Consider the following 13,907-nt stretch of genomic DNA (forward strand, 5'->3'; position numbering starts at 1 on the left):
ACAAACTTCCACCCGTAATTAGAAATTTCTTCTTTCCTGTTTCCGGGGTGGTCCGATCAGCCCGCATAGGTATAGGCGGTCTTGACCGAGGTGTAAAAGTCCATCGCCATGCGGCCCTGTTCGCGCCCGCCCAGGCTGGAAGCGCCGCGCCCGCCAAAGGGAACGTGATAATCGACCCCTGCGGTCGGCAGGTTCACCATCACCATTCCCGCTTTCGACCGGCGGCGGAACTCGGTCGCTTCGCGCAGCGACCCGGTGCAGATGCCAGAGGAAAGCCCAAATTGGGTGTCATTGGCCACGGCCACCGCTTCCTCGAAGTCGGCGGCCTTGATGACGGCGGCGCAGGGGCCAAAGATTTCCTCGCGCGCAACGCGCATGTCGTTCGCCGCGCCAAGAAACAGCGCGGGGCTTTGGAACGTGCCGGGCCGGTTCAGGCGCTGGCCGCCGATGACCTCGCAACCCTCGTCGCCCGCAAGCCGCACATAGTCCAGATTGCCCGCCAGTTGGCTTTCCGACACCACGGGGCCGATCTGGGTCGCCGCATCCAGCGGGTCTCCGATTCGCAACGCCGTCATCGCCGCCGTCAGCTTTTCGACAAAGGCATCGTGGACCGGCGCCTCGACGATCAGCCGCGACGAGGCGGTGCAACGCTGGCCGGTGGAAAAGAATGCGCCGTTCAGGCAGGCGGCAACCGCAAGGTCCAGATCGGCCTTGGCCGTCACCACCATCGGGTTCTTGCCGCCCATTTCCAGCTGCACCTTCTTCATGCCGCGCGCGCAGTCCAGCGCAATGCCGCGCCCGACCCGTTCGGATCCGGTAAAGGATATCGCCGCCACATCGGGATGCCCGGTCAGCGCCGCGCCGATCTCGGATCCGCGCCCCATGACCAGGTTGAACACCCCCGGCGGGCAGCCTGCAGCTTCCAGCACCTGGGCCAGCAGATGTGCGCAGCTGGGCGTCAGGTCTGCCGGTTTCAGCACGACCGCGTTGCCGGCGGCAAGAGCTGGAGCTGTCTTCCATGCCGGTATCGCGATCGGAAAGTTCCAGGGCGTGATCAGGCCGACGACGCCCAGCGGTTCGCGCGTCACTTCGGCTTCGACGCCATCGCGCAACGACGGCAGTTTCTCCCCGGGATTGCGAAGCGCTTCACCCGAGTAGAAATGGAAAAGCTGCGCAGCGCGCAAGGCCTCGCCCCTCGCCTCGGCTAGGGTCTTGCCCTCTTCCCGCGCCAGAAGGCGGCCCATCTCCTCGACCCGGTCAAGCAGACGATCGCCCACCCGACGCAGCACGTCCGACCTGATCTGCGGCGACGCGCTGCCCCAGGCAGGTTGTGCCGTTCTGGCCGCCGCCACGGCAGCGTCCACGTCCGCTTTTCCACCCCGCGCGTAGACCCCGACCAGATCCTCCGGGTTGGCCGGATTGCGGTTTTCGCTGGTCTGATCGGCGCGACTCCACTCGCCGTTGATGAAGTTGTGCTGGATTTCGATCATTTCGGGCCTGCCCTGTTGTCATCAGGCGCGAAGCAGCGCCGTCGCGCCGAAGTTAAGCGCAACGCCGACAGAGCGATTGCAAAAATCACTTTGGAATTGGAAGGATTTTCTTTCGTTTTCACCCCTGCGGCAGGCAGGCGCATTTCCCGTCACGGGATTTCCGCTTCACCGCCGTATTGAAACGCACCGCGAAGAATGTCTTCCCCGGACCCGGCAGACCGGATCAGCGGGGCCTGAACTGCGCCACAAGCGCATCCGACCCGCGCGCCAGAAGACCAAGGTCGGATCCGATCGCGACCATCGTGAAACCGGCCGCAAGGTACCGCTGTGCATCGGCCTGCTGCGGCGCAAGGATTCCGGTGGCCTTGCCCTGCGCCTGCGCCGCCGCCAGCACGGAGGCGATGGCGTCCTGCACATGCGGGGCCGCGGGGTTGCCCATCGCCCGCATGTTCGTGGACAGATCGCCCGGCCCGACGAACAGCACATCCACGCCCGGCACGGCAGCGATCTCGGCAGCATTGGCCACGCCCGTCTCGCATTCGATCTGCGCGACCAGCAGCTGCTGGCGATGCGCATTGGCGTGGTAGTCCTTGACCCGTCCGTAGGCATTGGCGCGCTGCGCGACGGAGAAGCCGCGAATGCCGTCAGGAGCATAAGCCATGGCCGCGACGATGGCTTTCGCCTGTGCGGCCGTGCGGACATTTGGGATCATCAGGCTGCGCGCGCCGATGTCCATCGCCTGCTTGATCAGGTTCGGGTCATCCGAAGGCAGCCGCACGGCCGCCTCGACCGGAAACGCGGCCGCAGCCTGAAGCTGGGCCAGGATGCTGCGCAGGTCGTTCGGGCTGTGCTCGCCGTCGATCAGCAGCCAGTCCGCTCCGGATCCGGCAACAATTTCGGTCGTGATCGCCGAGGCGAGCGAGCACCAGATCCCGATGGCCGGACGCCCGTCACCCAGGGCCAGTTTCAGACTGTTGACCCGTTCCAGCATTCCGGCACCTCTGAAGATTGATCTTGTCAGTTATCATACATCATATAAATATGTGACGCAAGTCACCACCTTGGAGAGGGCATCACATGCGGATCGGATTCATCGGGCTGGGGGTCATGGGTGCGCCCATGGCGGGGCATCTCACGGCGGGCGGAAACACGCTTGTGACCTGCCTCAACCGCTCACCCCTGCCCGAAGGGTTGGTCGCGACCGTTGCGCAGAACCCGTGCGCCGTGGCCCGCGACAGCGACATCGTCATCCTGATGCTGCCCGACACGCCCGATGTCGAACGGGTCCTTATGGGCGCAGATGGCGTTATCGCGGGGCTGAACCCCGGTACGCTCGTCATCGACATGAGCACGATCAGCCCGATCGCGACCGCGCAATTCGCCGAAGCGGTGCGTGCGGCTGGAGGCAGCTACCTTGACGCGCCGGTCTCGGGCGGCGAGGTCGGCGCGAAGGCCGGCAGCCTGACGATCATGGTTGGCGGAGCGGAGGAAGACTTTGCCCGTGCCCTGCCGCTGTTCCAGCTGATGGGCAAGAACATCACCCTTGTCGGCACCGCCAACGGGGCGGGTCAGACCTGCAAACTGGCCAACCAGATCATCGTCGCGCTGAACATAGAAGCGGTGGCAGAGGCGCTGGTCTTTGCCAGCAAGGCCGGATGCGACCCCGCCAGAGTACGGCAGGCGTTGATGGGTGGGTTCGCCGCAAGCCGCATCCTTGAGGTCCATGGCGAACGGATGATCGCCCGCAGCTTCAATCCGGGCTTCCGCATCCGCCTGCATCAGAAGGACCTCGCGCTCGCCCTGTCATCGGCGCGTGAACTGGGGGTGGCCCTGCCCAATACCGCGACCGCACAAGAGCTGATGAATGCCTGCTCTGCGAAAGGGTTGAGGGACGCCGACCATTCCGCCCTTGTTCAGGCACTTGAGTCGATGGCGGATCACGCCCTTTCCGGCGGCTAAGGCTCCTGCCAGTCCTGCTCCAGAAGCCAGCGGTGCAACGCGGCGACATGCTTGGCCCGAAGCCGCGCCTTGGTGGTGATCAGGTAGAAGCCGGGCACCGTCTCTGGCGGCATGTCGGACAGGATGTCCATGCCCAAGGGTGCCACCAGTTTGCCCGAGGCGATGTCTTCCTCGGCGTCGAGGACCGAGATCAGCCCGATCCCCAACCCCTGATAGGCCGCGCGGCGCATCGTGGCCGCATCGTCGAAGGTCATGCCCCGGTCAAGCTCGGGCGCCTCGACACCGAGATGCCGCAGGATGTCCGGCCACAATCGCTTCGACCGGGCCGGTTGCAGAAGGTTGAACTGCAACAGATCTGCGGGAGATGTGATCCTGTCCGCCATGTCGGGGCGGCAGCAGATGACCTTGGGGTCGCGCGTCAGTAGGTGGCTTTGCCCATCGCGTCGCTCGCCGTAGCCCCATTGCACGGCAAGGTCGATCTGGTCCCGTTCCAGATCGACAAGGTCGATCATCGTCGTCAACCCGATCTCGGCATCGGGCACGGCCTGCCGGAACAACGCCAGCCGCGGCATGAGATACCGCGTGCCAAAATAGGGGCTGACGTTCAGGTTGATCCTCTCGCGCTCGCGAGGGCCGGTTACTCGGCGGATGCCTTCCTCGAATTCGTCAAAGCCGGCACTGACGTAATGCGACAGGGTGATCGCCTTTTCGGTAAGCCGGATGCCCCGTCCCTCGCGTTCCATCAGCACGACGCCAAGCGCCTCTTCCAGAAGCCGGATCTGCTGGCCCACGGCCTGCGGCGAGACATAAAGCTCTTCTGCCGCCTCGCGCAGCGACCTGTGACGGACGACGGCGTGAAAGACACGCAGGGAATTCAGGGGCGGCAGGCGTATCTTGGATGACATGGGCAGGCCCTTGGCCGAACTACGGCACCGGGCATACCTAGCACCTTGTCGAGCCAATACAAAGCGCTGCTTTCCTTTGATGTACTGCAGTCAAGCCGTGGGCCGCAACAGATCGACAAAGGCGCGCGCAGGATTCGATAGTCGCCTGCGCGCCGGGATCAGCAGGTAGAGAACGCGCCAGAGGTCCAGATCGCGCAGGGGCACAAATCGCAGGGTGGGGTCGGCGAACAGCATCAGCGCGTTGCGCGGGAGCAGCGCCACCCCCATCCCGGCCCGGATCATGGCGATCTGTGCAATGGTGGAATGTGCCTCGATCGCCCCGACCCGAAGCGCGGCAGGCACTGCGGGGCATCCCGCGAGAAGCGCCTGTGTCCCGGTGCCCGGATCAAGCGAGATCACCTCGGCCGGATCGATATCCTGCAAACCTGGGCTTTCCCGTTGCGCCAGGGGATGTGTCACGGCGCAGGCCAGGCCAAAGGGATCGCGGCGGATTTCCGTCTGCTTCAGGTCATCCGAATGCAGGGCGCGGCCCGCGACGGCAAGATCCAGCGCCCCCTCGACCACGCCCTGCGCCAGCCGTTCGGCGATGTCGTCATGAACCCGCAACCGCAGGTCGGGATGCTCCTGTCGCAACCGCGCCAGAACCGGTGCAACGGGATCGGAGATGGCAGAAGGCGTGCAGCCGATGGAAAGCCTGCCTGCCGTCTGGTCCCGTCGGGCTCGCAAACGATCCAGCGCCAGGTCAAGCCCCTCCAGCAGCGGGGCGGTTTCCTGCAGGAAGGCCAGGGCCAGCGGCGTCGGGACCGGTGGCCGCTGGCTGCGGTCAAAGAGTGACGCACCCGCCTCTGCCTCGAAATGGCGGATGGTCTCGGTCAGGGCTGACGGCACCACCCCCAACTCCTGCGCGGCGCGAGCAAAGCTGCCGTTGGCGCGGATCGCATGCAGGGCGCGGATGTGGCGTAGGGAAATGTTCATGAATTTCGAAACTATCTTTATCAGATACTAATTCTATGAATTTCATTTTCGTGTTTCAAGGCATTGTTGCAGGAGGCAGCCTTGACCGACAAAAGCCCGGTTCTTCCCGTCACCCGCCTTGCCGCCGACCTGGGCAAGGCCGGGTTTGCTGGCCAGATCGAGACGGACCGGGCCCTGCGCGCCGCGATGTCCACCGACAATTCGGTCTATGCCATTCTGCCCGATCTGATCGTCGCCCCGACCGATGCCTCCGATGTCCAGCGCTTGTTGCGGGTCATGGCGCGTCCCGACTGGGCCGACACCCCGATTACCCCGCGCGGCGGCGGCACCGGCACAAACGGCCAAAGCCTGAACCGTGGCGTGATCGTCGATCTGCGCCGCCACATGAACCGGCTTGTTGCGGTGAATGCGGTCGAAGGCTGGGCCGAGGTCGAGCCGGGCATGGTGCTCGATGACCTGAACGACCGGCTTCGCCCGACGGGATGGTTCTTCGCGCCCGAAACCTCGACCTCGACCCGTTGCACCGTCGGCGGGATGGTCGCGACCGATGCCTCGGGCAAGGGCTCCCGCATCTATGGCAAGACCAGCGACAACATTCTCGCGCTGGAACTGGCTTGCCCCGAGGGTCTTCTGCACAGCGCTGAACCGCCGCCTGACTGGGCACGTCCCATGCTGAAGGCCGCCGAGGCAGCGGCGAGGGCCGGGCGCGACGCCTTCATCGCCGCCACCCCCCGCCTGAACCGCCGCTTCACCGGCTACGACCTTGACCGGGCCTGCCCGCCGGATGGCGGCTTTGACTGGTGGCGCCTTTTCCTCGGGGCCGAGGGCACGCTGGGCCTGATCACCCGCATCCGGGTCAAGCTGCGCCGGATCGAGCGCGAAAAGCGGCTTCTGGTCGTCGGATTCGACAGCTTCCGCAACGCACTTGCCTCGGCCGCGCCACTGTTGCAGGCCGACCCGACCGCGATCGAGGTGATGGACGAGGTGGTGCAGGATCTTGCGGCCAAAGCGGGCATCCTGACCCGGCTTCCCCCCGCCTTGCAGTCAAAGCAGGGCGAGCGGCTGGCCTATAGCTTCATCGAGTTCAACGGTGACGACGCGACCGCCCTGGATGCGCAGGTCGATGCTTGCCGCAGACTGCTGGCCGATCTTCCGGGCGCCTCGGCCGTGCATGAGGCGCGCGACAGGGGCGAAATCCGCGCGCTTTGGGCAATCCGGTCAGCCGGGGTCGGGCTTCTGGGCAGGATCGACGGACCCGCCCGTCCCGTGGCCTTCGTCGAGGATTGCGTGGTCCCGCCCGAGAATCTTCCTGCCTTCATCGACGATTTCCTGGCGCTTCTGACACAGCACGGCCTTGGCTTCGGCATCTACGGGCATGTCGATGTCGGTTGCCTGCACGTCCGCCCTGCCTTGAACATCGACGCCGACGAAGACCGAGCCAAGCTCGTCGCCGTTTCGGACGCTGTCTTTGCCTTGACCCGCAAGCACGGCGGCATCTTCTGGGGCGAGCACGGCAAGGGGGTTCGCGGTGCCTACCTGAAGGACTGGATCGGCGATGAGGCCTACCGCGCCCTGCAGGGCGTGAAAGCCGCCTTCGACCCTCAAGGCCGCTACAACCCCGGCAAGCTCGTCTCGGACCGGGACGACATCATGGGTGTCGCCACCACCCCTTTCCGCGCCTTCAACACACCGGAAGACGATGCCTTGACCAAGGCGTTCCGCTGCAATGGCAACGCGCAATGCCTGAGCTACGCCGCCGCCACCCCGATGTGCCCGTCCTTCAAGGCCACCGCAGACCTGCGCCACAGCCCCAAGGGCCGGGCCGATGCGCTGCGCGACTGGCACCGCGCGCGAAGCGCCGGAACAGTCTCGCCGACCATGGAAACCGACCTGATGGCGGCGCTTGACGGATGCCTCGGTTGCAAAGCCTGCGCTTCGTCCTGCCCGGTACAGGTGGATATCCCGAGCATGCGGACGGCTTTCCTCTCGGACCATTTCCAACGAAACCGTCGGCCGCTCTCCGACCGCCTGGTGCTTGCGGCAGAGCGGCTGAGTCCTCTGCTCCAGCGCCTTGCGCCGGTTGTGTCGCCCCTGTGGCCGGTTCTGGTGAAGGTGGGCGAGATCGCCACCCGGACGACAGATCTTCCCCGCCGTCTGTCGCCCCGTACGCCGCGATCGCTGCGTCTGGGCAGCGGGCCGTATCCGGAGAACACCGTCGTTCTGGTCGACGACTGGTTTACTGCGCTTTTCGATCCCGGCCTGCGACGCGATGTCGTGACCGGGATGACCGCGCTGGGCTATGCGCCCCGCCTGCTGGACCTTCTGCCCTCAGGCAAGGCGGCCTTGAACCTTGGCGACCTCGATGGTTTCCACAGAATGGCGCAAGCGCTGGTCAGACGCCTGGAACCGCTGGTTCACCAGGGCGTTTCCTTGATCGGCATGGACCCCGCACTGGTCATGCTGTTCCGGCAGGACTACCCGAAGCAGGGTCTCCCCCGCCTTCCAGTGCTTCTGCCGCAAGAGTTTCTGGTCGGCGCGCTGGCATCCGGCCGGAGGTTCCCGCAGGCTTCGGGCAAAGTGCGCACGCTGCCGCATTGCACGGAAGCTACCGGCCAGCCCGAGGCCCAGGCGCAGTGGACGCAGGTCTTCCGTGCCATCGGGATGGAATCGGAAACCCTGGCCACAGGCTGTTGCGGCATGGCAGGGCTTTTCGGCCATCAAAGGCGGCATCAGGCTGTCTCGCGAAAGCTTTTCGACATTTCCTGGCGCGACGCCCTCCTGGGGGAGATTCCCGTGGCAGCGACGGGCTTTTCCTGCCGTTGCCAGGCCGAGCGCCTGGCCTCCCGCAGGCTTTGCCATCCCCTTGGACTCATCGCGGACGCGTTGTCCTCTGGCCAGGTTCCGGATGGATCGAAGATCCCGACGGCGATGATCCAGGTGTGCGCAAGCCACTGAGCTGCGCGAACAACCGGTACGCTGCCTTGACGAACCGGTTGGGTACGAATACCTACCACTGCAAGCGCGGGTGTTGTGTAATGGTAAGACCCTAGCCTTCCAAGCTAGAGACACGGGTTCGATTCCCGTCACCCGCTCCATCCTCACCCATGTGATGCCATCCACTGTCCACGGTGGACAGAATGCGATCACGGCGAAATTTCAACGGCTTGTGCCTGGTCGTCGGCACCCTGTCAGGTGTTTGCAGCATCTCGGGCCGGCCTGGCGACGGAATGTCTCTCCCTGCGCGTACTACTGCGCAACGTCGAAGGAGACCTGCGCATGACCGACGCTGACGACCACGGACCCGAGGGCCTTGCCGCCGACCTGCCGCATCTGACCCGGCGGCGGCTGGTGCTGACGGGGTTGGCCATGGGCGGGGCGGCCTTGTCTCTCTGGGCGGCGCGCGGCCGGGCGGGGACCGTGACGGGGACTGCGGCGGACGGTTCGGTCTGCGTGGCGAACCCGGTCGAAACCGAAGGGCCGTTCCCCGCGGACGGGACGAATGTCCGTGAGGGGCAGACGGTCAACATCCTGACCGAGGAGGGTGTGATCCGCGAGGACATCCGCACCTCGATCGGCGGGCTGACCCCGGTGGCGGAGGGCGTGCCGGTGACGCTGGAGATCACGCTGGTCGATGTGAACCGGGCCTGCACACCCCTGGGCGGGATGGCGGTCTATGTCTGGCAGTGCGATGCCGCTGGGATCTATTCGATCTACGCGGCCCAGGATCGGAACTACCTGCGCGGGGTGGGGATCAGCGACGATCAGGGCCGGGTGCGGTTCACCACGATCTTCCCGGCCTGCTATCCGGGCCGCTGGCCGCATGTCCATTTCGAGGTCTTTTCCAGCGCCGAGATGGCGGTGTCGGGGAAGGGGGCGCTGCTGACTTCGCAGTTTGCTCTGCCCGAGGCCGAGTGCAGGGCCGTCTATGACAACCAGCCGCTCTATGCCCGCAGTCGCGAGACCATCGAGGAGGTGAGCCTGAGCGGTGACGGGATCTTCCGGGATGCGTCCAAGGCGGAGCTGGCTGCGCAGATGCTGGTGCTGGAGGGCGATCCGGCAGGCGGGTATCGGGCGACGGGGCGGGTGGGGGTGATGCTGTAGGGTCGGTGCGTGGGAAAATTGCCAACCCTACGCAGCGTCCGGTACGGTGGGCAATCTGCCCACGTCTCAGGCCGTCTCTACAAATTCTCCGCCTGCGGGAAGCCAAGCGCGTGATAGCCGCCGTCGACGTGGATAATTTCCCCCGTCGTGCAGGCGCCGTAATCGGAGCAGAGCCAGACCGCCGTGCCGCCGATGGCCTCCAGCGTCGCGTTGGCGCGGAGGGGGGCGTTTTCCTCGGTGTGGCGGAAGGTGGCGCGGGCGCCGCCGATGGCGGAACCGGCGAGGGTTTTCATCGGGCCGGGAGAGATGGCGTTGACGCGGATCTTCTGCGGGCCGAGGTCGTTGGCGAGATAGCGGGTGGCGGATTCCAGCGCGGCTTTCGCCACGCCCATCACGTTGTAATTCGGCGAGACGCGGTTCGAGCCCTGGAAGGTCAGGGTGATCAAGGACCCGCCTTCGGTCATCAGGGGTTCCGCGCGGCGGGCCACGTCGATGAAGCTGAAGCAGGAGATGTTCAGCGAATTCAGGAAGTTGCCGCGCGTGGTGTTGACGAAGCGGCCGGTCAGCTCGGTCTTGTCGGAAAAGGCGATGGCGTGGATCACGAAGTCGAGGCTGCCCCAGCGGCGGCCGACCTCGGCGAAGCAGGCGTCAAGGCTGTCTTCGTTCGTCACATCAACGTCGATCAGGAAATCCGAGCCGACACCGGCCGCCAGCGGCTGCACCCGTTTGCCGAAGGCGTCGCCCTGGTAGCTGAAGGCCAGGTCCGCCCCTTCTGCCGCAAGCGCCGAGGCGATGCCCCAGGCGATGGAACGGTCATTCGCCACGCCCATGACAAGCCCGCGCTTGCCCTGCATCAGATTGGCCATTCGAAGGCTCCTCAGGACTGGTATTTCGACATGACGAGAGTGGCGTTGGTGCCGCCGAAGCCGAAGGAGTTGGAGAGGACGGAGTCGATAGTCACGCCGTCGCGCATCTGGGTCACGATCTCGCCCGGCAGAAGCTCCGGGTCGGGGGTGATGACGTTGGCCGAGGCGGCGATGAAGCCCTTGTTCATCATGATCAGCGAATAGATCGCCTCCCACACGCCCGCGCCGCCAAGGCAATGGCCGGTCAGCGACTTGGTGGAGGCGATGGGCGGGGTCTTGCCCTCGCCGAAGACGCGGCGGATCGCCTTGACCTCGCCGATGTCGCCGACCGGGGTCGAGGTGCCGTGACTGTTGATATAGTCGATCCGACGGCCCTTCGGCAGCGTTGACAGCGCAAGGCGCATGGCGCGTTCGCCGCCTTCGCCGCTGGGCGCGACCATGTCGTAGCCGTCGGAGGTGGCGCCGTAGCCGGTGACTTCGCCGTAAATCTTTGCGCCGCGGGCGAGGGCGTGTTCCAGTTCCTCCAGCACGACGATCCCGCCGCCGCCGGCGATGACGAAGCCGTCGCGGTTGGCGTCATAGGTGCGCGAGGCGGTTTCCGGGGCGTCGTTGTATTTCGACGACATCGCGCCCATGGCGTCGAAGAGGCAGGAGAGCGTCCAGTCCAGCTCCTCGCCGCCGCCGGCAAAGACGATGTCCTGTTTGCCCATCTGGATCAGTTCGGTGCCGTTGCCGATGCAATGGGCGGAGGTCGAGCAGGCGGAGGTGATCGAGTAATTCACGCCGCGGATCTTGAACGGGGTGGCAAGGCAGGCCGAGACGGTGGAGGACATGCCCTTGGTCACGCCGAAGGGGCCGATGCGCTTTGGCGAGCCGGTCTCGCGGACGATGTTGTGAGCCTTGAAGAACGACTTGGTGGACGGCCCGCCGGAGCCGACGATGATCCCGGTGCGGTCGTTCGAGATGTCGGCCTCGGACAGGCCGGAGTCTTTGACGGCCTGGTCCATGGCGATGAAGGTATAGGCGGCACCGTCGCCCATGAAGCGAAGGTCGCGCTTGTCGATGTGGTCTTCCAGCACGATGTTGGGCTGGCCATGGACCCGGCAGCGGAAGCCATGCTCGGCATAGTCGGGGGCGAAGACGATGCCGGACTTGCCCGCGCGAAGGGAGGCCTCGACCTCGGCGGCATTGTTGCCGATGGACGAGACGATCCCGATCCCGGTGATGACGACACGGCGCATGGGGCCTCCCTTGGTGACTTAGGGCCTGTTTAGGGCAGCGGGGGGGAGGGGGCAAGGAGCTTGGCCGCCCAGATCAATGCGGTGCTTGTTTCCACTGGGGCGAGCGGCTAGTCCTTGGGCCATGACGACAGCCGGTTCTCAGTCCCGATTTGACGCGGCATTCTTTCGCGACCTGTTCGACCGGGTCTACGTCATCAATCTGGCGGAACGGACGGATCGTCGTCGCGAGATGGCGGGGCAGCTGGCACGGATCGGGCTGGAGGTCGGCGATCCGCTGGTCGAGATTTTCGCGGCGGTGCGCCCGTCCGACCGGGGGGATTTCGGGTCGATCGGCGAGCGGGGGTGTTTCCTGAGCCATCTGGGCGTGCTGAGGGACGCGGTCGCGAAGGGGTATCGCAGCATCCTCATCCTGGAGGATGACGTGGACTGGACCCCGGCGGCGCTGGCCCCGGGGGTGCGGCTGGATTCCCTGCATGAGACCGGTTGGGCCTTCTTGCACGGGGGGCGGAGTCAGGAGCGCGCGGTGGACGGGGCGATCTCGCTGACAGCGGTGGAACCGGAGCAGGAGTTGCTGCTGGCGCATTTCATCGGGATGCGGGGCGAGATCATCGCGCAGATGACGAACTATCTGGAGGCCATCCTGCAAAGGCCGCCGGGATCGCCCGAGGGCGGGCCGATGCATGTCGACGGGGCCTATTCCTGGTTTCGCAGGGCGCATCCGGGGGTGCCCGCCTATATCTGCGTGCCTGCGGTTGCCAGACAACGGTCGAGCAAGTCGGACATCTCGGTCGCAACCGGATGGAGAGCGACGAAGGCTGCCGGCTGGGCGCGGCGGATGCTGCGGCCGTTCCGGGCGATGCTGCCGCGGGGGTAGGGTGCGGGCAGCCTGCGGGCGGCGCAAGATCGCGTCCAACCAGGGATTCCGTAAGCTTGGCCTCGGTCCGGTCGGCCATCGCGGGGCGGCCCGGCAACAGCCCGGCAGCGATGCAGTCCCAACGTGAAGACCCTGGCGCCGCTACGCAAAGCACGATGTTCGCGAATGCCTGGGTTCGCGAACGCCTGGGTCAAGACAGGCAGTGTGCAGCTAGGGACCCGCGCAATTCCGATGTCGGACCCGATCAGGGCGTGACCCGGCCCATACGGCCGCTTGCCGGGAATGCAGAAGGCGAACCACCAGAAACCAACTGTCAGAGCGATCGGAAAGTTTGCGAGCGCGCAAAGGCCTTCGCAGTCTTCCGGGCGCACAGCGCGCTCCGGTGACGCCGCAAGCTGATCTTTTTCCAGGGCGGGAGAGGTAGAGCCTTCATCCACCACCACGAAATGAACGTGCTCAGGCCTCGCTCAACGCCACCTTCATGTCCTTGACGAGATAGATCACCTCGCCATCCGCCTCGACCCGACCGTCCGCCACGCCCATGGTCAGGCGGCGGGTTTGCAGGGCCTTGGTGAAATCGACGTGGTAGGTGAGCTTCTTGCGGTCGGGGCGGACCATGCCGGTCAGCTTCACCTCACCCACGCCAAGCGCATAGCCGCGCCCCTGCCAGCCGCGCCAGCCGAGGTTGAAGCCGGTCAGCTGCCAGAGCCCGTCAAGGCCAAGGCAGCCCGGCATGATCGGGTTGCCGGGGAAGTGGCAGTCGAAGAACCAGAGGTCGGGGGTGATGTCGAATTCGGCCACCACATGGCCCTTGCCATGCTCGCCCCGGTCTTCCGAGATGTCGGTGATCCGGTCCATCATCAGCATCGGCGGGGCGGGCAGCTGGGCATTGCCGGGGCCGAAAAGCTCGCCCCTTGCGCAGGCAAGCAGAGCGTCCTTGTCGAAGTAAGTCGGGTAGGGCGCCATGCCTTGCGATCCTCCAATGCTGCTGGCCCTACCTAGCATCGGCCCAGGAAGAGTGGCAAGGGCAAGGGAATTCGGTGTCGGCACGCGCCGGGCCAAGAAATCTGCCGGAAAGTGTTTGTGCCGCTCTGCCGCCGTAGTCCGGACCGTCGCTAGTCTGATTTCCGCGCCAGACCGCCGCCGATTTTCAGCAGATCCAGCGGAAATCGATTGAAGTTGCAGGGGTTCGCGCACTATATCGGGGCAGTCTGGATCGCGACGGCAAGTGGCGGGCAAGTGGCGGGCAAGGTTGAAAGTGCTGACTGGCTGAAAGCGGGAGGGTTGCGCCCCACCCGTCAGAGGCTTGCTTTGGCCGAGCTTCTTGTCGGCGACGGAATGAACCGGCATGTGACCGCCGAGAGCCTGTTCGCGCTGGCGCAGGACGCCGGCGAAAAGGTCAGCCTCGCCACGATCTACAACACTTTGCGCGCCTTCTGCGACGCCGGTCTGATGAACGAGATCGTTGTCGATGGGTCGAGAAGCTATTTCGACAC

Annotated in this window: 12 protein-coding genes and 1 tRNA gene; 6 read left to right on the forward strand and 7 right to left on the reverse strand. The window is 65.4% G+C overall.

What is annotated here, in order from left to right:
* Positions 1 to 56: 56 nt before the first annotated feature.
* Both JNL31_RS14445 and JNL31_RS14450 read right to left on the reverse strand, forming a co-directional pair.
* The gene (locus JNL31_RS14445; RefSeq protein ID WP_294974589.1) at positions 57 to 1,487 is read right to left on the reverse strand and encodes an aldehyde dehydrogenase family protein; all 1,431 of its coding nucleotides are present in this window, start codon (positions 1,485 to 1,487) and stop codon (positions 57 to 59) included.
* Positions 1,488 to 1,713: 226 nt separating this feature from the next.
* Positions 1,714 to 2,481 (reverse strand): aldolase/citrate lyase family protein, encoded by a 768-nt coding sequence (locus tag JNL31_RS14450; RefSeq protein WP_294974561.1) that lies wholly within the window; start codon positions 2,479 to 2,481, stop codon positions 1,714 to 1,716.
* Positions 2,482 to 2,567: 86 nt separating this feature from the next.
* Between JNL31_RS14450 and JNL31_RS14455 the strand changes: the two genes are divergently transcribed.
* Positions 2,568 to 3,449 carry a 2-hydroxy-3-oxopropionate reductase gene (locus tag JNL31_RS14455; protein WP_294974563.1) on the forward strand — a complete coding sequence of 294 codons (882 nt, stop codon included), beginning with the start codon at positions 2,568 to 2,570 and terminating at the stop codon, positions 3,447 to 3,449.
* Here JNL31_RS14455 and JNL31_RS14460 read toward each other — a convergent pair.
* On the reverse strand, positions 3,446 to 4,354 hold the full coding sequence (locus JNL31_RS14460; RefSeq protein ID WP_294974566.1) for a LysR substrate-binding domain-containing protein: 909 nt from the start codon (positions 4,352 to 4,354) through the stop codon (positions 3,446 to 3,448). The genes JNL31_RS14455 and JNL31_RS14460 overlap by 4 nt on opposite strands.
* Before the next feature lie 90 nt (positions 4,355 to 4,444).
* On the reverse strand, positions 4,445 to 5,329 hold the full coding sequence (locus JNL31_RS14465) for a LysR family transcriptional regulator (protein ID WP_294974568.1): 885 nt from the start codon (positions 5,327 to 5,329) through the stop codon (positions 4,445 to 4,447).
* A gap of 81 nt (positions 5,330 to 5,410) precedes the next feature.
* Between JNL31_RS14465 and JNL31_RS14470 the strand changes: the two genes are divergently transcribed.
* The 3 genes from JNL31_RS14470 to JNL31_RS14480 all read left to right on the forward strand — a co-directional run bounded on the left by JNL31_RS14470 (position 5,411) and on the right by JNL31_RS14480 (position 9,430).
* Positions 5,411 to 8,284 carry an FAD-binding and (Fe-S)-binding domain-containing protein gene (locus JNL31_RS14470; protein WP_294974569.1) on the forward strand — a complete coding sequence of 958 codons (2,874 nt, stop codon included), beginning with the start codon at positions 5,411 to 5,413 and terminating at the stop codon, positions 8,282 to 8,284.
* Between the two features lie 66 nt (positions 8,285 to 8,350).
* Positions 8,351 to 8,424 (forward strand) — tRNA-Gly (locus JNL31_RS14475).
* 181 nt (positions 8,425 to 8,605) lie between these two features.
* Positions 8,606 to 9,430 (forward strand): hypothetical protein, encoded by an 825-nt coding sequence (locus JNL31_RS14480; RefSeq protein WP_294974572.1) that lies wholly within the window; start codon positions 8,606 to 8,608, stop codon positions 9,428 to 9,430.
* A 77-nt stretch (positions 9,431 to 9,507) separates the two neighbouring features.
* Here JNL31_RS14480 and JNL31_RS14485 read toward each other — a convergent pair whose 3' ends face one another.
* Together JNL31_RS14485 and fabB are read right to left on the reverse strand one after the other, a co-directional pair.
* The gene (locus JNL31_RS14485; protein WP_294974575.1) at positions 9,508 to 10,296 is read right to left on the reverse strand and encodes an enoyl-ACP reductase; all 789 of its coding nucleotides are present in this window, start codon (positions 10,294 to 10,296) and stop codon (positions 9,508 to 9,510) included.
* Between the two features lie 11 nt (positions 10,297 to 10,307).
* Positions 10,308 to 11,537, reverse strand: a complete 1,230-nt coding sequence (fabB, locus tag JNL31_RS14490; protein ID WP_294974578.1) for a beta-ketoacyl-ACP synthase I — start codon at positions 11,535 to 11,537, stop codon at positions 10,308 to 10,310.
* A 121-nt stretch (positions 11,538 to 11,658) separates the two neighbouring features.
* On the opposite strand from fabB, the gene JNL31_RS14495 reads away from it, so the two are divergent.
* A complete protein-coding gene (locus JNL31_RS14495; RefSeq protein ID WP_294974581.1) occupies positions 11,659 to 12,411 on the forward strand; it encodes a glycosyltransferase family 25 protein in 753 nt (250 codons plus the stop codon).
* A gap of 456 nt (positions 12,412 to 12,867) precedes the next feature.
* Here JNL31_RS14495 and fabA read toward each other — a convergent pair whose 3' ends face one another.
* Positions 12,868 to 13,377 (reverse strand): bifunctional 3-hydroxydecanoyl-ACP dehydratase/trans-2-decenoyl-ACP isomerase, encoded by a 510-nt coding sequence (gene fabA / locus JNL31_RS14500; protein WP_294974583.1) that lies wholly within the window; start codon positions 13,375 to 13,377, stop codon positions 12,868 to 12,870.
* Between the two features lie 273 nt (positions 13,378 to 13,650).
* Here fabA and JNL31_RS14505 point away from each other — a divergent pair.
* The coding region (locus tag JNL31_RS14505; RefSeq protein WP_294974592.1) for a transcriptional repressor at positions 13,651 to 13,907 on the forward strand (257 nt) is incomplete at its 3' end.

It is taken from the genome of Tabrizicola sp., from assembly GCF_016792905.1.
In the GTDB taxonomy this organism is placed as follows: domain Bacteria; phylum Pseudomonadota; class Alphaproteobacteria; order Rhodobacterales; family Rhodobacteraceae; genus Tabrizicola.